Raw genomic sequence first — 19,240 nt, 5'->3', positions numbered from 1 at the left:
TCTTATTTCTTTTTAGCATTGGCCATATCATTATCTGGCTGATAATAATTTGGGGGAAATCCATTAAGTTGGCGCCATAGTTCGAACCAGATTGGCACATCTTCCAAGAGTGCAATAGTATTTGCCCCGGAACCCACCCTAAGGTCTTTAGGCCAAGCTTGATCATCTTTATCTGGAGCCAATAATATTCTGTATTTCCCATTTTCACTTATAAAGGTTTCGATGGCAACTACAGTACCACCATAGGTTCCATAAGACACGTTTGGCCATCCACTGAATATAATTGCAGGCCAACCATCGAACTGAATCCTAACTTTCTCACCCAAGTGCACTAATGGTAGGTCAATTGGCTCTACAAAGGTTTCTACGGCCATATCATAATCTGCCGGCATTATCCCAACAAGTTTATCACCCTCTTTAAAAGTTTCACCAATTCCTCCTTGTATAGCTCTGTTTATAAATCCGCTTTGTGGGGCTTTTATATAATACAGATCATTACGAATAGAGTAGTTGGTAAACTCGTTCTCCAATTTTGTAACCTGTGCTTCCGAATCAAACTGATTGGATTGCGCAGTGAACATATCACTCTGTGCCTTGGATATTTTATCTGTATATTCCGCTTGCACCCTATTAATTTCAACTTGGGCATTAATAACTTCATTTTTACTCGCCAGAAGTTTATTTTCTTGCGAAATTAACTTTGCCTGCGTCTCTTGAAGCTTTAGACGTTTTTCTTCAACATCTGTCAATGCCTTTAAACCCTCAGATTGTAGCTGTACTATACGATTGTATTGTCTTTCTGCTATCGAAATGTTTGTCTTAGCGGCTTCAAAATCTATACTGTCACTCTTTACTTTAAGATTGGACTGCAAAAGCTTGTTTTTTGCCTGCTGTAACTTTAAAGAACGTTCGCTTGACAATGCTCCTATCTGATTGTTAAGAGCCTTTACTTTACCTTGATAAGAGCTGACGGACATTTCTTTTGCCTTAATTTGTTGTCCTGTTCTTTCAACTAGATTAGGGTCAAAATACTCGTTCTTGATTTCTGAGATAAATAAGATAGTATCACCTTTTTCAACAAAGTCGCCCTCTCTTACGTACCATTTTTCAATCCTACCAGGAATTTGAGATTGAATCGTTTGCGGTCTTTGATCAGGTGTTAATGTTGTTAGATAACCTTTTCCGGTGATATTCTGTGTCCATGGCAAAAAAAGTACAATGAACCCCAAAATTGAAAATGCTGCCAAAAACCTATTAAACTGCTTATAGTGTTTTTTATGAAACACTTTTTGAGCCGCTTTAAATCTGGAAAGGTCTACTTTCTCATTTAATTTATTCGGTGAAATATTAAGCATTTTTGTTCGTTTTTTCGTTCAACAATCTTCCATTTTCCATAGTGATGATTCTGCCACATCGCCTTGCCCATCTAGAATTCTCGCTAACTACAACTAAAGCCCATCCGTTGGAAGGGTCGCTCAAGAAACTCATTATCTCTTCCGATTCCTTTTTATTGAACTGATCTAACGGATCTTTTAAAATCAAGAGTTTTGGTCTTCGGATAATACTACGAGCCAATACAATTTTCTTTGATACTGAAGTAGGAATCTGTTTCCCTTCTGGATATAAGATTGTTTTTAGCCCTTGGGGTTGTTCTTTTACAAAACCTGTTAGATTTACCTTATCTAAAGCCCAATAAACATCTTCTTGTGGAATTGAAGTATCCCCAAAGGTGATATTATTTAAAATAGAACCTTCAAAAGGAGATTCCTCGGTCAAGGATTGTCCTAAATGTGAACGATAATAATTTAAATTTACTCCTTGTAACGCAACATCGTTTACAAAGATTTTACCCTCATCTGGAGCTAAAATGCCTGCTATCAATCTTAAAAGTGTAGACTTACCGGAACCACTGGGGCCTTGAAGCAAAATGGAACAGGTAGGCGTTATGGTCAATGAGACATTATCGATAATTTTTTTATCCCTATCCGGTACTTGATAAGAGACGTCTTGAAGCTCAACCGTAAAACCTTCACTTTGTTTAAATGGCATTTCTCCCTCAAGTGGCTCTAAATCTTTATCAACAACTTGACCAAGTTTTTCAAGTGAAGTCAAAAGATCATAGAAAGTTTCCAATCCCAAAATCAATTTCTCCACAGAACTTATGACCAGTAGGATAATGATTTCAGCTGCAACAAACTGACCTATATTCATCTCTTGATTTAATACCAAAAGACCACCAATTAAAAGTAACCCAGCAGTAACAAGTACTTTAAATCCAATCATTTGGATGAATTGAATTACCAAGACCTTAAAATGGCTTTCCCTCGCCTCTAAATAATCGGCTACCAAAGCATCATTTTTGTTGATTGCGTGCGAGGTTTTCCCAGAAAGCTTAAAACTTATGATAGAGCGTGCTATCTCCTGCAGCCAATGTGCCACTTTATACTTGTTCTTGGACTCTTCCAAACTTGTTTGCAGCCCTTTTTGGGCGGTAAATTTAAATACCACATAAATCAGCAATAGTAGTAGAATACCATAAATAATGAAAAATGGGTGGTAAAAAGACAACAACAGAAGACCAAAAATGATTTGTAGCAAAGCTGCCGGAAAATCTATTAGAATCTTGGACAATCCCTTTTGTACAGTTAATGTATCAAAAAAACGATTTGCCAACTCTGGTGGATAATAGTTTCTAAGTTCGCTCATCTTAATTTTTGGAAAGCGATAAGCAAATTCAAATGAAGCTCTAGTAAATATCTTTTGCTGCACATTCTCTATAATTCGAATCTGCATTAATTGTAAAGCACCTACAAAAGCTACCCCCAAGGTTACCAAAACCACCAATACAATCCATGAAGTACTTACTTGCGCACCCTGTATTAAATTGATAATTGCCTGTATTCCCAAGGGTAAGGACAGGTTTACCAAACCTGCAAAAATTGCATAGTAAAATATCTGGAAAACGTCTTTCTTATCCAGTGAGAGAAGACCAATTAGACGTTGCCAAGAGGTCAAAATTGTTTTAGCCATGGTTAGATTGGTTAAGTGTTTTAAAAACTAAGTCTGAAATAAAGCTGCCGGGAGTTTTTACAGTATCACAATTAGTTAATGTTGGGAAATGATCTTTTAAAAAATGTTGGTATAAAGTGCTTTCCAAAATTGTACTCGCCAAACTAGATGGATATTTGTAACTAGGAGATACCTCTTTTATCATATCTTCCAAACGATTTACCATACGTTTATAAATAGTAAAATAACCTTCTTTATTCTCTTGATCTACTTCTTTGGTAAGAAATGACTTTGAAGACTCATTCACTACTATTTTGTTAAGAAGTACTTCATTTACATGTGAAAAAGCATTGTCTTCCACTATTGTTTTGCTAACAATTTCAATAGCCCTTTTCAATTTTTCATTAACATCTGTGATGCTATTGGTAGCAAATACCAACTGATACTCCAACCAACCCCAATACCAAGATGTTAGATATACCAGTAACTTATGTTTATTTTCAAAATAGCGATATATTGAACTTTCATTGGAATCTATTTTAGACCCTAACTTTTTAAAAGTGAAACTTTCAAATCCAATTTCATCGATCATTAAAATACTGTGCTGAATAATTCTTTTTCCAAGATCTGAGGATTCAGGGTCCTTCACATAAATCTTATCGTTAATCGCAATTTTAACGGTTTGCAAAAGTCTTTCCATTTTTCTTTTCTTAATTGGAACAAATATAATAGTATTACTTTCAATATATAATAGTTTAACACTCTTTTAACGAAAGTAAAACTTGTAATTTGAGCTATTTTCCTATTTTTGAGTGATTTTAATGCTTGACTATGAAACACTTATACATATTATTACCTATTCTATTTTTAACGCAAATGCTTACTGCACAACAAAATGAATATTTTAAGAAGTTTGAACATTTCACTGAAAGCCGAGGTAATATGGAGAGCGGTTTAATAATCACGTTACCATATCAAGAAAGGGTAAGATTGGAACAAGGCCTAAACTCCAACTCAGACTTGGGACCTCGTTTTAACTATTTTGGAACAGTGGTAATTGTGGATCAAATGGATGTTTTGCCAAATGGCACCAAACAATTGATATTACGCCGAGAGGACGGACGCAACTTCTATGGATACACTGCTTTTTTGAAGGCAACCTTATCCAATGAAAATATAATGAAGGAAGAAACAGACTTAAACTAATCTACATCCATAATGGCTTAGATAAACTTTTTTGTTCTCCAAGCATCTGTTAAAATCGATAATCGCTAGTCATCAACTTTTAGCAGATGCTTAATACATCTTTGACTTATGATTTTATTGCATATTTCCTGTAATTCCCACGAACAGGCCAACAGTATTGTTGATTTTTTAATTGATGAAAAGCTAATGATTGACGCACTTGTATCTGACAGTATGCTTTTTAAACAATTGAATCTAGGCAAGAAAGAAAGCTTGCATCAAGTATTGATAATGGGAACCACAAAGGCATTACTATTTAAACTGATAACACAAAAAATAAAAGCCAAATACCCTGACAATATGCCTCTAATCTATGCTACACCTATAGTATATATGGAAGAAGAACAGACAAAACACCTACAAGATGAACTTAAAAAAGTTTAATCCGTTTAAAATTTCCAAAGCCACTGGTACTAATGATATAATACAGTTGGTCGAGGGTAGCTTTAGCCCTGCTGAAGCTGCAGACGTATTGCTTTCATTAATCAATTATAAAATTAAATTTCATTCTGTTCAAATTCTAAACCTTAAAGAAATTGAAAAAGATGCCGTTAAGAAGTCAGAAAAAAGAATTGAAGAATTAAAAGACGCTAAGAATAAGGTTACAGAATTAGTTTTAAATGCTAGAAAAAAAGGAGAAAATCTTAAAATTAATAGTACTATTACAGTGACTACAGAAAAAATAACAGCTCCATAAATTACTCTTTTCTGTATTGCGTAAACCAGTCAAACTCGTTTTGTATAATCCTTTCCTTTTCTTTCTCTAGATAATCCAAAAAGGTTTTTGCTACTGGTGAGAATTTTTTTGAGTGTATCCAAATAAGGTTCCAATTGGTTTTTATAGGCAACCCAGGAAGCTTATGTATTTTTAAACTCTTATTCATCAATTCATTCTTAATACCTATCACTGGCATTATAGAATAACCTAGTCCAGCAACTACTGCTTGTTTTACAGCTTCGTTAGAGGTAAGCTCGATTTTCTTGGATACTTGTATCTTCTTAGAATTTAGGTAATCCTCCATCGCCATACGTGTAGCAGAGCCATTTTCACGAAAAATTAATGATGATTTGGGCAAAGATTGTAGATTAATTTTGTTTTCAGACTCCATTTTGGATCTATTCCCTACCAAATAAAGAATATTTTCCATTAGCTCAACCCTATTAATATTTAAATGTTTTGGCAATACAGATACCAATGCAAAATCTACTTCGTTATTCTCCAAATTTTGTATCACTGAAGCCTTGTTGGTTACATCCATTATCAAATCAACTCCAGAATGATTTTCCATAAAACCAGATAAAAAATAAGGCATCACATATTTTCCAGTTGATACTACTGAAATTTTTAATTGCCCTGCCAGATTCCCTCCATATTCCAGTGTTTTATAGTTGATTGCATGAATCTCACCCAATGCTTTTTCCGCCGCTAAAGCAATTTCTTTTCCAAATTCTGTTAAAAATAGTTTACGTCCCACCACTTCTGTTAAAGGAATTGGAAATTGATCTTGAAAATTTTTAAGCTGTATGGATACTGCTGGCTGGGTCAAATGCAGTTCTTCAGACGCTCTTGTAATACTTTGATTTTGAGCAACTTTAACAAAAATTCTTAGCTGATTAAGTGTATAATTCATTAATTATTTTTATGTATATCATTATAAATATAAATAATAATATATGAATTTAATCTATAACCTTTGTAAAAAATTAGCATGATGTTATTTAAAATTCCAATTACACAAAAATTCACACAGAAGAAAGAAGCGACCAAATTGAATGACATTTTATATCCAATATATTTTGTGATAATGGGTCTCATCTTTGGTAGTGTTCTTTTACTGTCTGCCCTCAACAATTTCCTCTTTTTTGGTCATCTGGCTGTTTCAATGTTTATCATTTTTGGCTCAATGACCATTCATCTGCTAGGAAATCAACAAACAAAAAAATATAAATCTTAAAAAAATCAAAACATGGAAACAATGGTTAAAACAAAACAAAAAATTCAATTGGTGGATGGGACTTTTACACCTTCTGAAGCTGGAGATGTTATTCTAGCACTTTTAGACGAAAAAATAAACTTCCACAAATTACAACGTATTTCTTGGTGCGAAGGGAGTGACAAAGCAGATACAGAGTACCCAGACGGAAGAATTCAAGAGCTTCAAGAGGAGAAAAGAATTGCTAAAGAATTCATCGCATCAGTAAGAAATGAAGGAAAAAGACTTCGCATAGATGGAATTCTTAACATCACTTTAGAAGGATAAAGCCTTAATGGACTTTCACTTACTTATTGACAACCTGACCAACCCTGCACTGCTATTTTTCTTCTTAGGAATAATAGCGGTGCAATTAAAAAGTGATTTAGAGATCCCACCTAATTCATCAAAGTTTATATCACTTTACCTACTTTTTGCAATTGGATTTAAAGGTGGGCTAGAACTTTCGCACAGTGAACTAAGCATGGAAATAGTATGGTCCTTGGTCTTTGGAATATTGCTCGCCATTTTTGTGCCTTTATATGCTTATTTTATCTTAAGAAGAAAGTTCTCAGTTGAAAATTCTGGTGCAATTGCTGCGGCTTATGGGTCTGTTAGTGCAGTCACTTTTGTAACTGCAATTTCATTCTTAGAAATGGAACAAATAAATTTTGGAGGCCACATGGTGGCGGTTATGGCATTAATGGAAGCACCATCCATTATAGTTGGTGTTTTATTAATGTCGCTTTACAAAAAAGAAAAACCAAAAAATGGGGAGGTCAAAAAAGTATTCCACCATGCCTTGACCAATGGTAGTGTATTACTGATATTGGGTAGTTTGGTAATCGGCTTTTTGGCGAACGATCAACAAGCAGCTGGCATCAAACCTTTTACCACAGACATTTTTAAAGGATTTCTTGCTGTTTTCCTATTGGATATGGGAATAACAAGTGGGAAAAAGTTGAATGATTTTTTAAAGAAAGGATGGTTTGCACTACTACTTGCCCTTGTAATACCAATAATTAACGGGGTTTTTGTGGCTTGGTTTAGCCAGTTTATCACAGGAGTTGAAGGAAACCGTTTTCTTTTTGCAATTTTGGCTGCTAGTGCATCCTATATAGCTGTTCCTGCAGCAATGCGTATAGCTGCACCTAAAGCTAATCCAAGTTTATATTTACCTATGGCGTTAGCAATTACCTTCCCCTTTAACATAACACTTGGCATGCCACTTTATATGTATATTGTACAAAATTTTTAGTGCAAAATGCAAAAACATAGATGTGGTTGGTGCGAAGGTGATGAGCTTTATGAAGCCTATCATGATGATGAATGGGGAGTCCCCTTAAAAGACGACGTTACACTTTTTGAATTTTTGGTTTTGGAAACTTTCCAAGCTGGGCTTAGCTGGATTACGATTCTTCGTAAACGCGAAAATTTCAGAGAAGCCTTTGACAACTTTGATTACAGGAAAATTGCAAAATACAATCAAACTAAGATTGATAAACTGTTACAGGATGCGGGAATCATAAGAAATAAATTAAAAGTAAACGCAACAGTATCAAATGCTGTAGCATTTATGAAGATTCAAGAAGAGTTTGGTAGCTTTAGCAATTATATATGGGGTTTTGTAGATGGGAAACCAATCAAAAACGCTTTCAAAAACTATAAAAATGCTCCTGCAAAAACAGAACTTTCAGATAAACTGAGCAAAGATTTAAAAAAACGTGGATTTAAGTTTGTAGGGAGTACGGTTGTATATGCCACCATGCAGGCTATAGGAATGGTAAATGACCATGAAACCAATTGCTTTAGATACCATGAAGTATAAAGTCTTCCTTCTTTTTGTCCTATTCATCGGTGTTTCTTCAGTTGTTTCCCAATCAAAACAAGAACGGGAATTTAGAATTAAAGAAAGTGAATTCCCCAGTTCTGCCAGAAAACTTATAACACCTTATTTGGGTAATGCCAAAAGAGTTCGGTTTTATAAGGAGGTTGATGGTGACAAAGTTTCTTTTGAAACTAAGTTTAAGAAAGGGAAGCTAAAATATAGCGTTGAGTTCAGTAAAAATGGTGAATTAGAAGATGTAGAGTTTATTATCAAAAAAGTGGACATTCCAAACAGGACTTTTGAAATGATAAGCAATTACTTAGCCTTAAATCATCAGAAATATCGAATTAAAAAAATTCAACAACAGTATCTTAACCAGGAAGAAAATCCTATAAGCGTATTAAAAGCTGCTTTCCAGAATTTAATCTTACCCGAAATTAATTACGAATTAATTGTAGCTTCAAAAGATGATAAAGGCTACTCAGAATATGAAATCACTTTTAATTCAGATGGTGAACATCTGCTTTCCAGAAAGTTAGTAAAGCCAAAATATGACCATATTCTTTACTAGAACTTTTCAACGGGCTTCTTTCTGCATGCTTTTTTTGATTAGCTTATCAAGTGTTGCACAAGAAAATTTTACTGCTTATTGGCAACCTTCCATAGCGGTTAATTATGATGTTACTTCAAGGTATTCAAATAATTTTTCCATTCAAAACAGAAACTATATTTACGATAATGAAACTACCGAATTCTCTATACGGCAAATAGATGTATCCCACTATTCAAATCTTAGAATACGTGACAATCAAAGCGTAGCTTTTGGAATCTTGTATCGTTTTAGGGAAAATTTTGATGGGGGCAACAATGAACTTCGATTAACACAACAATATAATTTACAGTATAAACCTTATGTAGTACGTTATGGACATAGACTGCGTAGTGAACAACGCGTTACCAGTTCAAAAACTACCCATCGTTTTAGATATCGTTTTAGTTTAGACTTCCCGCTTCAAGGAGAAAAATTGGATATAGGTGAACCATATTTTGTAGGTAATTTTGAAAACTTACTAAGTGCTACAAAAGAACAGGAGCCACAATATGATGTTCGCCTTACCTTAAATTTTGGATGGAAACTAAGTGAAAAGACCAAATTGCAGGTAGGTTCAGAATATCGGTTGGAAGATTATAGCCAAGATTTAGAACAAGTGCTATTTTTTTTAAGTACCCTGAACATCTCCCTGTAAAATTTTTATAAACTCATTTCTAGAAATTTCTTCCGCCCCTAAACTTTCTAAATGTTTAGTATATACTTGACAATCGATAAGTCTATATCCTTCAAATTTCAATTCTTCCACCATATGTATAAAAGCAAACTTAGAAGCATTGGAAACCAGACTGAACATGCTTTCCCCGCAGAAAATGTCACCCAAGTCAATTCCGTACAATCCCCCTACAAGTTTATTGTTCTGCCAAACCTCATAGGATTTGGCAAAGCCTTTTTCATAAAGTTCACAATAAGCGTTGATCATGTTTGGTGTTATCCAAGTTCCATCCTGCCCTTTTCTCACCAACTTTGCACATTGCTCAATAACTGTTTTAAAACAGGTGTTCTTTGTTAATCGAAATTGATTACTTTTTAGCACTTTTCCCATGCTCTTGGAAACCTTCAATCTATTAGGATATAAGACCATTCTAGGGTCTGGGCTCCACCAAAGAATAAGGGCATCTTCATTAAACCATGGGAAAATTCCACTTTGATATGCTAATAGCAATCGTTCAGGTGATAAATCACCCCCGACTGCTAATAGGCCATCTTCATTTGCAGTTTCTACAGCAGGAAATTCCAATCGGTCATTTAGAAAAAATAAAGAGCGGTTTTTACCATTATTTTCCACGAGAACAATTTTTTATTAAAGTTAGGTATTAGCCACTAGAAAATAAGTAAGCCTAGAATGTAAATTACACTCCCCACTAACATAAATAAAAGCGTGTAGGGTAGAATTTCCTTTGCCTTTAACTTTGTAATGCCCAATAATGGAAGCGCCCAAAAAGGCTGAAGCATATTTGTGATTTGGTCTCCATAGGATAAGGCCATTATTGCTTTTGGCAATGGTACGTTTAAAGACAAAGCGGATTGTAGCACAAGTGGTCCTTGCACTGCCCATTGACCTCCACCGCTTGGCACAAAAATATTTACCAACCCTGCACTAAAGAAGGTGAAAATAGGTAAGGTTGTCTCTGTGCTGATTGATACAAAGAAATCAGAAATTTGGTTTATCATTCCACTATTCCCCATAATTCCCATGATTCCAAAATACAACGGAAATTGAATCAAAATCCCGGCAACATCTCCAATGGCTTCCTCTACTGCAACCAAAAAGCTTTTAAAGCTACCATGGAGTACTACTGCCAATCCCAACATAAAAAAGTTGAGCATGTTCGGGGTAATGTTTAAGCTTTGTAATGAAGGCAAATACTGGATTAAAAAAACACCTAGAATAAGAGTTCCAAAAATAGTCGAAGCTAGCCTAGAGTAATCCAATTTTTCCGCTCCAACCAGATTTTCTTTACCTATTGACTTAAATTTATATTGGTTTAACTGAATATTACTTGTAAAAGATTTTCTACCCAAAGCATAAACCAATGCTGAAATTGAAATAAGGACCACAAAAAAGATGATAAGATTTGAAGTGCTAAAAACTGTTGAAGCAGTTGAAATTGATGAGGGCAATTGGGAAATAATATCTCTACCAACAGTATCGCCCAATAACTCCTTTAAATGACCAGTTTCTGAGACTTTTATGGGAGCAGAACCACTTATTCCTCCATGCCAAACCATAAGCCCTCCATATCCGCAGGCACCAATTAATGGATAATTCAGTGGAATTGAATTTTCCTGGGCATATTCTCCAACTTTTCTTGCTAAAATTGCTCCAAAAATTAACCCAAGTCCCCAATTAAAAAAAGAAACCAACATTGTTGAAAAAACAACTAAAACAGCTGCATTGGAAGTATTCTTGACATGTCTTGTAATACTGAGAATCAGACGCTCCATTGGCTTGCTCAATACTAGAACATGTCCCAGTACTAAAATGAGCATCATTTGGTAGGCAAAAACCAAAAGGTTGTTGTTCCAAATACCACTTTCCCAATAAGAAAGAATAGTAAAAAGATGATTTTCCTTAGTAGTACTTTCCGTGAAAACCATTGCTAACACTATAGTTACCAGTGTCAATAACACTGCAATGGTAAAAGGCGAAGGCAAATACCTTCTAAATAAGTTCTCTATAAGCTTAGTAAAGCCCATTCGTTAGAATGGCAAATCGTCGTGGTCTTCCTCTTTTATATTATCTACAGGTTCAAAAGCTTCCATAGGCGGTACCGGCGGCATATTATCTGTGGCTGTTTCTTCTTGAAGGTTTTCAATACGCCATCCTTGAATAGAGTTAAAGTATTTTGTCTCTCCTTGAGGGTTTACCCATTCCCTACCTCTTAGGTTGATACTTATTTTAACCATTTGCCCCACACTATAGTTGTTCAACAAATCACATTTATCCTGAACAAATTCAACCACAATATGCTGAGGGTATTGCTCCTCGGTAGTAACAACTACTTCTCTTTTTCTAAAACCATTGTTGCCATAAGTTTTAGTCTCATCTATCATTTTAATTCTTCCCTGAACTTCCATGTGTGTCTCTTTTGTATAAGGCTCAAAAATACGTGAAAACCATCACTTTCTAAAACTTGTTTATGAACTCCTTTTCAACAATTACACTCTTTTTACGTTATCTTTAAATACAATTAAGCCATTAATGGAATTCAATCCCAAACGACGGACTTCGAATATCATTTTGCTGATTTCAGCTTTTGTTATTGTTAGCCTTATTCTTTGGAATACAAACATCTTTTTTGAAAAATTTAAGCAAGAAGAACGCTTAAAAATAGAAAATTGGGCGGCGGCACAAGCAGAGCTGTTAAACTCTTCAGTAGATCAAGAACTTGGAAATCTTCCTGTCCAAATATTACAGAACAACGCATCTACTCCCATGATTTTAATTAATAAAGATGGTAGCTTTAAAACACATAACATGCCTGAGGATTTAGAATCTGACTCTTTAAGGCTTCAAAAAAAAATTCGCCAATTTAAAAATGAGAATGACCCTATTCCTATGTCCTATAAGGGTGAGGAATTGGCAATGTTGTATTATGGAAATTCTGAAGTATTGAACAAACTTAAATATTACCCAATAGCCCTATTACTTATTATTTTCCTTTTTGCAGCGGTAATCTTCTTTTTCTTTAAGACCAATAAAGCATCAGAACAAAACAAAGTATGGGCAGGTATGGCCAAAGAGACAGCGCACCAGATTGGAACGCCACTCACATCACTTTTAGGCTGGAATGAGTTGTTAAAATCAGAGAACATAAATCCGGATATCACTAAAGAGATTGAAAAAGATATTTCTCGTTTGCAAACCATAACGGAACGCTTTTCTAAAGTTGGCTCTGTTCCTAAATTAGAACCCCACGATATTGTTGCTGAAACTGAAAAAGCCTATCAATATCTAAAGCGTAGAAGTTCTAAACTAATCCATTTCTCATTTAGTTCCGAAATTGAGGAACTACCTGTTCTACTAAATCCACCACTTTACAATTGGACCATTGAAAATTTAGTGCGAAACGGGATTGATGCCATGAAAGGAAAAGGCAATATTGCCATACAAATAGAACGACATGGAAATTATGTGCATATAATGGTATCGGACACTGGTCACGGGATAGCAAAAAGTGAATACCAAAATATATTTAATCCTGGGGTAACGTCTAAAAAGAGAGGCTGGGGCCTTGGACTTTCTTTAGTTAAAAGGATTGTTGAAGAGTACCATAAAGGAAAAATTAAAGTATTTTCGTCCAGTAAAGAAGGAACAATCATGCAAATTTCCCTTAAAGCAAATGTATAGTCATGGCAAAGGAAAAACAGATTGCGATTAAAGATGCCGAAATCACCAACAACTGCCCCGAGTGTTTTAATCAGGAGCTAAAGCTTACATTTTATCAAAAACATACGTATAACCCTTTTTACCATAAAACCACGGGAGAAGTTACACACGAAATTAAGTGCAAAAAGTGCTACTCCATAATCTATCCAGTAAATTGGACCCCTGATATTGAGCGCGTTTTTGAATATTATAATAAGCTTGTTGAGCCGGATAAAAAATCTATACGGTTTACCACACTGTTCTTTATTCTACTCTTGATCTTACTTGCAATAATAGCTACAGGAGTGTATTTGTATCTTGAGGGGATTATTTGAGCTTTGCCCTAATCATCTCGGCAATTTCTTCAAATGCTGAAGGTTCTAATTTTTCTTTATGTTGAAAAGTGGCATTTTTCATAGTATGCAGCGGAATCAAATGTACATGAACATGAGGGACTTCTAATCCAATAACAGTCATACCAACACGTTCACAAGGAATAGCACTCTCAACCGCTTTACCAACTTTTCTACTAAAGTTCATCAGGCCCATGTAGGTAGCTTCATCTAAATCCAAGATTTTATCCACTTCTTTTTTAGGAATACAAAGTGTATGCCCCGCAGAATTTGGGTTAATATCTAAAAAAGCAAAGAAGTCATCATCCTCTGCAATTTTATAACATGGAATATCCCCATTAATTATTTTGGTAAAAATACTAGGCATTGGTGATGGTTTAACTAAAATCCTATTAGATTGATAGGATTAAATATAGTTAAATAGAAATTCCTATGACCTGGTAATCTCTAAAATATCAAATTTTAAGGTCCCGTTCGGTACGGTAATTTCTGCAACATCACCCACAGATTTTCCCAGTAGGCCTTTGCCAATAGGAGAGGTAACTGATATTTTACCGGTTTTTAAATCTGCTTCACTCTCCGCTACCAAGGTATATTTCATTTCCATACCATTTGTTTGGTTCTTTAACTTTACCGTAGATAGCACCAATACTTTTGAGGTATCTAATTGGGACTCGTCAATAAGCCGTGCGTTGGCCAAAGTTTCTTCCATCTTGGAAATCTTCATTTCAAGTAGACCCTGAGCCTCTTTGGCCGCATCGTATTCTGCATTTTCCGAAAGATCACCTTTGTCGCGTGCTTCGGCTATAGCTTGCGATGCTTTAGGACGCTCCACATCCCTTAAATGGTCCAATTCTTCCCGTAACTTCTTTAAACCTTCTGGTGTGTAATAAGATATTTTACTCATATCACAATAATTTTATGCAAAAGAACACTGCAGAAAACGCGAAAAGTCTTCCCAATGTTCATAATTCTATTTAATCGAAAAATCCTCTGCTACAACTATATCTCTATAGCTTTTTAGCGAGGATTTAACGCAAATATACACATTTTTTAGCCATTTTTGTCTCTAAATTCTTATAGATGAAGTACCTTTTTGGTTCACTCCTTTTAGTTTTACTCCTTTCATGTGAAGGCAATTCAACGAATAGAAATCCATTCTTACAAGAAGTATCTTTTAGGTTTGAATTAAATCTAAACTTACCCTTGTACAATGGATTAAATAATATAGGAAACCCTGTTTATGTTGGGAATACAGGTGTTGGAACCCGTGGTGCATTTGTGATGCGCAATAGCATAGACACTTTTATCGCTTTTGAAGCTAGTTGCCCCAATCATGCCCCTAATAATTGTTCCACAATGAACATCGAAGGTCAAAATGTAATCTGTTCTTGCGAAGATTTTGAATACAGTCTTTTTACTGGTGGGCAATTGAATAGACCAGATGACGGAAATCGTTATTACGACCTTCTATTTTATAGAACTACTCAAAGTGGGAATTCTGTAATAATATCTAACTAAATAATCCCTAATATCTTATCCATTACCCAGCTAGTATGCAACGCTGTTTTACCTGTTGAAGGATGCTCAGAAAACCCTAAAAGATGGTGGCGAATGTTGTCCACATGATATTGGTGCAAGTGCTTTGGATGTTCAATTACAAGCGATTCATCCACATCTTCTGAATCTATTTCTATAGGATAATCATCCAATACCGAAAAACGGATTTCCCCTTTAGAACCAAATATTTCTACTCTGTCCTGGCGTTCGTGAACGCCAAAAATCCAGCTTCCCTCACCGGTGATGCCATTTTCATGAATCCAACTTCCAGTTATCGCATCATAAGCTGAATATAACCCTTGTTGGTTGATGGAAAATCCTTTAGCATCTTTAATATTTCCTAGTAAGAACGTGAATAAATCCAAGCCATGGCAAGCCAAGTCATCAAAATAGCCTCCACGCGCAATCTTGGCATCTGTCCTCCAATTATACTTTCTACTCAAGTCCAATTCACTCACTGTTCTACTTTTATACCAACGAATATGCCTTACTTTTCCAATTAAGTGATTATCCAACCATTCTTTAATTTTAAGAAATCGAGGTAAGGACCTGCGATAATATGCCATAAATAGCGGAAGGTTCTTATCCTGAAAAGTATTATAAATTTCTAGGCTATCCTCATATGTGGGTGCCATAGGCTTTTCTATACAACATGGTTTTCCAGCCTTAGCTACTTGCAATCCATATAGCTTATGGGTATCTGGCGGGGTTGCAATGTAAACTGCATCAATGTTTGGGTTATCTATTATTTCGGAGGCATTAGTAGTGTAGAAAGGAACATGGTGTCGTTTTGCATAATCCTTGGCTTTAGAAAGGTCGCGTCTCATCACACCTTCAAGCTCAAAACCATCCGCCAAGTTGTAAGCGGGACCACTTTTTATCTCAGTAACAGCCCCGCATCCAATAATTCCCCATTTAATGTTTTTTTTTCAAAAAAAGGTTTCAAAGTAGCTGTTTTGAATTTCCTTTAAAAGTAACCAATGTCCTTAAAAATTAACCGTTGCACCTACAAGAAAATTAATTCCCGCTTGTGGGTAATATCCTGCTCCTTCAACAGTAGTTATTGTTCCAGGGTTAGAAAAGTCGTCATCAAAAGTGAAAAAATAACCGTTTGATTCAAACTCAGCATTAAGAATATTGTTCACCAACCCTGAAAAAACAATACTTTTTAAAAATCCATTACAAGAAAGTTCATACTGTAGATTTAAATCTGTCTGAGAATAGGCATCCAAAACCGACCCTTCAGAATCTATATTACCCATATATTGTTTTCCAACATATTTGGATAACAATGCAATTTGAAACTCTTGAACAGGAGCGTAGGTAAACATATTTCCGATAATTACATTAGGTGAATATGCAATATTAGTATTCCCTAAGTTTTGTAAAACACCATCTCTTTGAAAAACAAAATCTTGATTTTTGTTGGTACTCAATGCAATATTAGGTGTTATCCTAAAAACATTGCTTAATCGAATATTGGCATCAATCTCCAATCCCAGACGGTAGCTATCCCCTACATTTGCTCGTAAAGGTGCTCCAACATCATTAAGTTCGCCCGTTAGTACCAATTGATCCTTGTAGTTCATATAATATAGATTGGTACTAACTTGGACATCTGGTGAAACATAACGCCAACCCAACTCAAAATCATTCAATTTTTCTGGTTTTGGGTTTCCATTTTCATAATCATTCCGGTTTGGTTCCCTGTTGGCTACAGCATAAGACAGATAGAAATTGTTGCTTTTATTTAAGTCATAGGTTATACCTGCTTTTGGATTAAAAAAATTGAAGGTGTCATCCACTATGCCCGTATCTTCCCCATTAGCCTCATATCCTACGGTTCTATACTGCAAATCTCCATACAAAGACCACTTGTCGTTCAATTTATAATTTGCTTTGGTATAAACATTGAAATCTGTTTTAGTAGAATTATCATCATAATAGAGATCTCTATATTCACTATTACTTGCGAAACGAGCCCAGATAACTTCACCGAAATGGTCACCTTTATAAGTATTCCAACCTCCACCTATGATTAAATCAAGTTTATCCTTTTGATAGTTGGCAGAAAAAACTGTTCCATAAAAGTCATTATCCAACCAACGGCGACGGATCAAATCTGTAGTGTTTACTTCTTCTCCATTTACAGTCAAGGGCTCAAACCCGTAGGTTGCGAAATCATCGTCTTCACGAAACTGTTCAAAGAATCCTCTTCCTCTGGTATAATGCAAGGCAATATTTGTGCTCCAAAAATCTGAAAGCTGCTCATTCCAAAGTAGTTGGAAATGGTCCTGCTTATAGTTATCGACTTCGTTTTCATAAAATTGCGTGACACCATTTTCGTCTGTATAAATCCCAGACGGATTAAAAGTTCTATCAGTTTCTAGTGTAGCAGCATCAATTCCATACCAAGCTTGATAGGTAATCTCGTGTCCTCCAAATAGCAACGCTTTTATTAAAGTATTGTCATCTTTATATGCTCCTTGCAAAAAATAAGAATCCAGTTCTGATGCTGCTCTATCTATATAACCATCAGATGTAATTCTAGATAGTCTACCTGAAATTTCTATATGGTCATTTAATAATCCTGTACTGAATTTTATATTATTCCTAAGTGTATTAAAACTCCCAAACGATGATGAAATTTGTCCATAGGCATCTTCTGAAAAACCATCTGTCAGTAAATTTAAACTAGCCCCAAAAGCTCCAGCGCCATTAGTAGAAGTTCCCACCCCTCTTTGCAGTTGTAAACTTTCTGTGGAAGAGGCAAAATCTGGCATGTTTACCCAGAATGTACCTTGAGATTCGGCATCGTTATAGGGAATGCCATTGATAGTGACATTAACCCTTGTTGCATCACTTCCACGAACTCGTATACCTGTATAGCCAACACCTGCACCAGCATCTGAAGTAGTGACCACCGAAGGTAAAAAGTTCATTAAAATAGGAATGTCCTGTCCCAAATTTCTAGGTTTAATATCTTCTTTTGTAAGATTGGAAAAAGTAACCGGGACTGCGTTGGTTACTCTAACTGCCGAGACAAAAACCTCATCAAGGACTACTTTTTTCCCTTGTAAAGTGTCTGTTTGTTGGTTTTGTGCATTTAGCGAAAGTGCTAGGCTGAACAAGGCCATTGTTGTAAAAATAAAAGTTTTAATGCGGCAGTTTCTATTGTTTTTTAAAGGTCGCATTGAACCGCTTTTCTTTTGAGCGGTATTTAAAGAAAAAATTGAATAGAGCGGTTTCATCCGTAAAAATAATTACGAATAAAAGGGGCTATTATTCTAAGTTAAAAATTGATTTTTGCCCACTTAAGGACCATGCTGTTCCATGAAGCGCTTGGCGCCATCCCTTGGCAGCATTACCTGCCCAGGTTCATTGGGTATAATCTCAGCTTTATCCTAAAACGCGTTTAGAAATCAGCACCCCTTTGAGATAGGGCAAATGTAATGCGCAATTCTATAGAAAACAAAAAAGACTACTTAAGTAGTCTTTTAGAATTTTGTCGTTTACTTTTTCTTTTGAATCCACCTTCCGTAAGAATCAATATATACAGTTCTAGCCGTGCCACTACTTAAAACCATGACCAACTTATAGGTATTCTTATTGTTTTTATAAGCCTGTCTTAGTTTAGACGTTGGATATTCCTTTAATATTTCGTCTACTACTGCTGATGGTAGTTCCGATGATTTAATCTTTTTAAATTCATCAATCACTACAATCGATTCTGCTCCCGTTTTAACTGAATCATGATTAGCACTTGAAATATTCCACACCATAACTGTGATTACAAAAAGAAATATTTTTTTCATTCTATAAGCTTTTTAAATTTTAGGACTTATTATTTACGAATTAAAATAACGAATGGATGTTCCGAAAGTTGTTTTAAAAAGAAAAAAGGCTGCCGAAGCAGCCTTTCTCAACCAATCAATACTTAATTGATGGTCTCGGATTAAGCATGGTTAGTGTAACATAGCTAGCATCCTTTCTATAATAATTTTCTTTCATAAAAAAAGGGCCGCATAATCAGTGCGGCCCTACAACCAATCAACCAACCAAAATCCGCGAGCCAGAATGGCTACAGCGGAATGTGAATATCTTCTTTAGTCTTTAATTTATCTTCTTCAGTAGCGTAATTCTCATCTACAACTAGTGCTTCTTCTGTTTTACTTACGCTGTAATCTTCATTAGGGTTTTCAACTTTATTGGTATTGGCAGAAGCAATTACTAATACTCCTATTAATGCTAATCCTAATAACCCCGATTTAAAAATATCTTCCATTCTTT

24 protein-coding genes are annotated in these 19,240 nt (G+C 35.3%); 11 read left to right on the top strand and 13 right to left on the bottom strand.

Going from position 1 to position 19,240, the window contains the following annotated elements; genetic code table 11:
- Window positions 1–2 precede the first annotated feature (2 nt).
- Genes AACP56_RS05725 through AACP56_RS05715 form a run of 3 tightly spaced genes read right to left on the bottom strand, consistent with a single transcriptional unit; the run spans window position 3 to window position 3,709 of the window.
- Window positions 3–1,355: an HlyD family secretion protein gene (locus AACP56_RS05725; RefSeq protein ID WP_339336732.1), complete on the bottom strand. Its 1,353-nt coding sequence runs from the start codon at window positions 1,353–1,355 to the stop codon at window positions 3–5.
- Entirely contained in the window at window positions 1,348–3,030 is a 1,683-nt protein-coding gene (locus AACP56_RS05720) for a peptidase domain-containing ABC transporter (protein WP_339336730.1), read from the bottom strand. Before AACP56_RS05720 ends, AACP56_RS05725 begins: the two co-directional genes overlap by 8 nt.
- Window positions 3,023–3,709 carry a TetR/AcrR family transcriptional regulator gene (locus AACP56_RS05715; protein WP_339336728.1) on the bottom strand — a complete coding sequence of 229 codons (687 nt, stop codon included), beginning with the start codon at window positions 3,707–3,709 and terminating at the stop codon, window positions 3,023–3,025. The genes AACP56_RS05720 and AACP56_RS05715 overlap by 8 nt, the downstream gene beginning before the upstream one ends.
- Window positions 3,710–3,840: 131 nt before the next feature.
- Here AACP56_RS05715 and AACP56_RS05710 point away from each other — a divergent pair, with 131 nt between their 5' ends.
- From AACP56_RS05710 to AACP56_RS05700, 3 genes are all read left to right on the top strand, one after another.
- A complete protein-coding gene (locus AACP56_RS05710) occupies window positions 3,841–4,215 on the top strand; it encodes a hypothetical protein (RefSeq protein WP_339336726.1) in 375 nt (124 codons plus the stop codon).
- A gap of 108 nt (window positions 4,216–4,323) precedes the next feature.
- On the top strand, window positions 4,324–4,638 hold the full coding sequence (gene cutA / locus AACP56_RS05705) for a divalent cation tolerance protein CutA (RefSeq protein WP_339336724.1): 315 nt from the start codon (window positions 4,324–4,326) through the stop codon (window positions 4,636–4,638).
- A complete protein-coding gene (locus AACP56_RS05700; RefSeq protein WP_339336722.1) occupies window positions 4,619–4,951 on the top strand; it encodes a hypothetical protein in 333 nt (110 codons plus the stop codon). Before cutA ends, AACP56_RS05700 begins: the two co-directional genes overlap by 20 nt.
- Before the next feature lies 1 nt (window position 4,952).
- On the opposite strand, the gene AACP56_RS05695 is transcribed toward AACP56_RS05700, so the two are convergent.
- Complete coding sequence (locus tag AACP56_RS05695) at window positions 4,953–5,885, bottom strand: LysR family transcriptional regulator (RefSeq protein WP_339336720.1); 933 nt, start codon at window positions 5,883–5,885, stop codon at window positions 4,953–4,955.
- Window positions 5,886–6,230: 345 nt separating this feature from the next.
- Between AACP56_RS05695 and AACP56_RS05690 the strand changes: the two genes are divergently transcribed.
- From AACP56_RS05690 to AACP56_RS05670, 5 genes are read left to right on the top strand one after another with little or no spacing between them, the layout of a single operon-like run.
- On the top strand, window positions 6,231–6,515 hold the full coding sequence (locus AACP56_RS05690; RefSeq protein WP_339336718.1) for a hypothetical protein: 285 nt from the start codon (window positions 6,231–6,233) through the stop codon (window positions 6,513–6,515).
- A 7-nt stretch (window positions 6,516–6,522) separates the two neighbouring features.
- The gene (locus tag AACP56_RS05685; protein ID WP_339336716.1) at window positions 6,523–7,485 is read left to right on the top strand and encodes a sodium-dependent bicarbonate transport family permease; all 963 of its coding nucleotides are present in this window, start codon (window positions 6,523–6,525) and stop codon (window positions 7,483–7,485) included.
- A 6-nt stretch (window positions 7,486–7,491) separates the two neighbouring features.
- Complete coding sequence (locus AACP56_RS05680) at window positions 7,492–8,055, top strand: DNA-3-methyladenine glycosylase I (protein WP_339336714.1); 564 nt, start codon at window positions 7,492–7,494, stop codon at window positions 8,053–8,055.
- Complete coding sequence (locus AACP56_RS05675; RefSeq protein WP_339339861.1) at window positions 8,045–8,626, top strand: hypothetical protein; 582 nt, start codon at window positions 8,045–8,047, stop codon at window positions 8,624–8,626. Before AACP56_RS05680 ends, AACP56_RS05675 begins: the two co-directional genes overlap by 11 nt.
- Window positions 8,607–9,302: a DUF2490 domain-containing protein gene (locus AACP56_RS05670; RefSeq protein ID WP_339336710.1), complete on the top strand. Its 696-nt coding sequence runs from the start codon at window positions 8,607–8,609 to the stop codon at window positions 9,300–9,302. Before AACP56_RS05675 ends, AACP56_RS05670 begins: the two co-directional genes overlap by 20 nt.
- Here the strand turns inward: AACP56_RS05670 and aat are convergent.
- From aat to AACP56_RS05655, 3 genes are read right to left on the bottom strand one after another with little or no spacing between them, the layout of a single operon-like run.
- The gene (gene aat, locus AACP56_RS05665) at window positions 9,276–9,953 is read right to left on the bottom strand and encodes a leucyl/phenylalanyl-tRNA--protein transferase (RefSeq protein WP_339336708.1); all 678 of its coding nucleotides are present in this window, start codon (window positions 9,951–9,953) and stop codon (window positions 9,276–9,278) included. The two genes, AACP56_RS05670 and aat, sit on opposite strands and share 27 nt — an antisense overlap.
- Before the next feature lie 35 nt (window positions 9,954–9,988).
- On the bottom strand, window positions 9,989–11,365 hold the full coding sequence (locus tag AACP56_RS05660; protein WP_339336706.1) for a short-chain fatty acid transporter: 1,377 nt from the start codon (window positions 11,363–11,365) through the stop codon (window positions 9,989–9,991).
- Between the two features lie 3 nt (window positions 11,366–11,368).
- Complete coding sequence (locus AACP56_RS05655) at window positions 11,369–11,746, bottom strand: DUF3127 domain-containing protein (RefSeq protein ID WP_339336704.1); 378 nt, start codon at window positions 11,744–11,746, stop codon at window positions 11,369–11,371.
- 124 nt (window positions 11,747–11,870) lie between these two features.
- Here AACP56_RS05655 and AACP56_RS05650 point away from each other — a divergent pair, with 124 nt between their 5' ends.
- Both AACP56_RS05650 and AACP56_RS05645 read left to right on the top strand, forming a co-directional pair.
- Window positions 11,871–13,019, top strand: a complete 1,149-nt coding sequence (locus tag AACP56_RS05650; RefSeq protein ID WP_339336702.1) for a sensor histidine kinase — start codon at window positions 11,871–11,873, stop codon at window positions 13,017–13,019.
- Window positions 13,020–13,021: 2 nt separating this feature from the next.
- Window positions 13,022–13,372, top strand: coding sequence for a hypothetical protein (locus AACP56_RS05645; RefSeq protein WP_339336700.1), 351 nt, complete (start codon window positions 13,022–13,024; stop codon window positions 13,370–13,372).
- On the opposite strand, the gene AACP56_RS05640 is transcribed toward AACP56_RS05645, so the two are convergent.
- Window positions 13,365–13,757 (bottom strand): HIT family protein, encoded by a 393-nt coding sequence (locus AACP56_RS05640; RefSeq protein ID WP_339336698.1) that lies wholly within the window; start codon window positions 13,755–13,757, stop codon window positions 13,365–13,367. The two genes, AACP56_RS05645 and AACP56_RS05640, sit on opposite strands and share 8 nt — an antisense overlap.
- Before the next feature lie 63 nt (window positions 13,758–13,820).
- Window positions 13,821–14,297, bottom strand: coding sequence for a transcription elongation factor GreA (gene greA, locus AACP56_RS05635; RefSeq protein ID WP_339336696.1), 477 nt, complete (start codon window positions 14,295–14,297; stop codon window positions 13,821–13,823).
- Between the two features lie 176 nt (window positions 14,298–14,473).
- Here greA and AACP56_RS05630 point away from each other — a divergent pair, with 176 nt between their 5' ends.
- On the top strand, window positions 14,474–14,911 hold the full coding sequence (locus AACP56_RS05630; protein ID WP_339336694.1) for a hypothetical protein: 438 nt from the start codon (window positions 14,474–14,476) through the stop codon (window positions 14,909–14,911).
- Here AACP56_RS05630 and AACP56_RS05625 read toward each other — a convergent pair.
- From AACP56_RS05625 to AACP56_RS05610, 4 genes are all read right to left on the bottom strand, one after another.
- On the bottom strand, window positions 14,908–15,858 hold the full coding sequence (locus AACP56_RS05625) for a Gfo/Idh/MocA family protein (protein ID WP_339337027.1): 951 nt from the start codon (window positions 15,856–15,858) through the stop codon (window positions 14,908–14,910). The genes AACP56_RS05630 and AACP56_RS05625 overlap by 4 nt on opposite strands.
- 78 nt (window positions 15,859–15,936) lie before the next feature.
- Window positions 15,937–18,144: a TonB-dependent receptor gene (locus AACP56_RS05620; RefSeq protein WP_339336692.1), complete on the bottom strand. Its 2,208-nt coding sequence runs from the start codon at window positions 18,142–18,144 to the stop codon at window positions 15,937–15,939.
- A gap of 318 nt (window positions 18,145–18,462) precedes the next feature.
- Entirely contained in the window at window positions 18,463–18,765 is a 303-nt protein-coding gene (locus AACP56_RS05615; RefSeq protein ID WP_339336690.1) for a hypothetical protein, read from the bottom strand.
- A gap of 266 nt (window positions 18,766–19,031) precedes the next feature.
- The gene (locus AACP56_RS05610) at window positions 19,032–19,235 is read right to left on the bottom strand and encodes a hypothetical protein (protein ID WP_339336688.1); all 204 of its coding nucleotides are present in this window, start codon (window positions 19,233–19,235) and stop codon (window positions 19,032–19,034) included.
- Window positions 19,236–19,240 lie beyond the last annotated feature (5 nt).

It is taken from the genome of Croceitalea sp. MTPC6, from assembly GCF_036985525.1.
GTDB lineage: Bacteria > Bacteroidota > Bacteroidia > Flavobacteriales > Flavobacteriaceae > Croceitalea.
This window is presented reverse-complemented; position numbering and strand designations above follow the sequence as displayed.

Excerpts from the sequence above, each read along its gene's own strand:
- AACP56_RS05700 (WP_339336722.1), top strand. The coding sequence starts at position 4,619 with ATGAACTTAAAAAAGTTTAATCCGTTTAAAATTTCCAAAGCCACTGGT.
- greA (WP_339336696.1), bottom strand. The coding sequence starts at position 14,297 with ATGAGTAAAATATCTTATTACACACCAGAAGGTTTAAAGAAGTTACGG.
- AACP56_RS05715 (WP_339336728.1), bottom strand. The coding sequence starts at position 3,709 with ATGGAAAGACTTTTGCAAACCGTTAAAATTGCGATTAACGATAAGATT.
- AACP56_RS05655 (WP_339336704.1), bottom strand. The coding sequence starts at position 11,746 with ATGGAAGTTCAGGGAAGAATTAAAATGATAGATGAGACTAAAACTTAT.
- AACP56_RS05670 (WP_339336710.1), top strand. The coding sequence starts at position 8,607 with ATGACCATATTCTTTACTAGAACTTTTCAACGGGCTTCTTTCTGCATG.
- cutA (WP_339336724.1), top strand. The coding sequence starts at position 4,324 with ATGATTTTATTGCATATTTCCTGTAATTCCCACGAACAGGCCAACAGT.
- AACP56_RS05710 (WP_339336726.1), top strand. The coding sequence starts at position 3,841 with ATGAAACACTTATACATATTATTACCTATTCTATTTTTAACGCAAATG.
- AACP56_RS05695 (WP_339336720.1), bottom strand. The coding sequence starts at position 5,885 with ATGAATTATACACTTAATCAGCTAAGAATTTTTGTTAAAGTTGCTCAA.
- AACP56_RS05660 (WP_339336706.1), bottom strand. The coding sequence starts at position 11,365 with ATGGGCTTTACTAAGCTTATAGAGAACTTATTTAGAAGGTATTTGCCT.
- AACP56_RS05610 (WP_339336688.1), bottom strand. The coding sequence starts at position 19,235 with ATGGAAGATATTTTTAAATCGGGGTTATTAGGATTAGCATTAATAGGA.
- AACP56_RS05640 (WP_339336698.1), bottom strand. The coding sequence starts at position 13,757 with ATGCCTAGTATTTTTACCAAAATAATTAATGGGGATATTCCATGTTAT.
- AACP56_RS05645 (WP_339336700.1), top strand. The coding sequence starts at position 13,022 with ATGGCAAAGGAAAAACAGATTGCGATTAAAGATGCCGAAATCACCAAC.
- AACP56_RS05675 (WP_339339861.1), top strand. The coding sequence starts at position 8,045 with ATGAAGTATAAAGTCTTCCTTCTTTTTGTCCTATTCATCGGTGTTTCT.
- AACP56_RS05650 (WP_339336702.1), top strand. The coding sequence starts at position 11,871 with ATGGAATTCAATCCCAAACGACGGACTTCGAATATCATTTTGCTGATT.
- AACP56_RS05720 (WP_339336730.1), bottom strand. The coding sequence starts at position 3,030 with ATGGCTAAAACAATTTTGACCTCTTGGCAACGTCTAATTGGTCTTCTC.
- AACP56_RS05725 (WP_339336732.1), bottom strand. The coding sequence starts at position 1,355 with ATGCTTAATATTTCACCGAATAAATTAAATGAGAAAGTAGACCTTTCC.
- AACP56_RS05615 (WP_339336690.1), bottom strand. The coding sequence starts at position 18,765 with ATGAAAAAAATATTTCTTTTTGTAATCACAGTTATGGTGTGGAATATT.
- AACP56_RS05630 (WP_339336694.1), top strand. The coding sequence starts at position 14,474 with ATGAAGTACCTTTTTGGTTCACTCCTTTTAGTTTTACTCCTTTCATGT.
- AACP56_RS05690 (WP_339336718.1), top strand. The coding sequence starts at position 6,231 with ATGGTTAAAACAAAACAAAAAATTCAATTGGTGGATGGGACTTTTACA.
- AACP56_RS05685 (WP_339336716.1), top strand. The coding sequence starts at position 6,523 with ATGGACTTTCACTTACTTATTGACAACCTGACCAACCCTGCACTGCTA.
- AACP56_RS05680 (WP_339336714.1), top strand. The coding sequence starts at position 7,492 with ATGCAAAAACATAGATGTGGTTGGTGCGAAGGTGATGAGCTTTATGAA.
- AACP56_RS05620 (WP_339336692.1), bottom strand. The coding sequence starts at position 18,144 with ATGCGACCTTTAAAAAACAATAGAAACTGCCGCATTAAAACTTTTATT.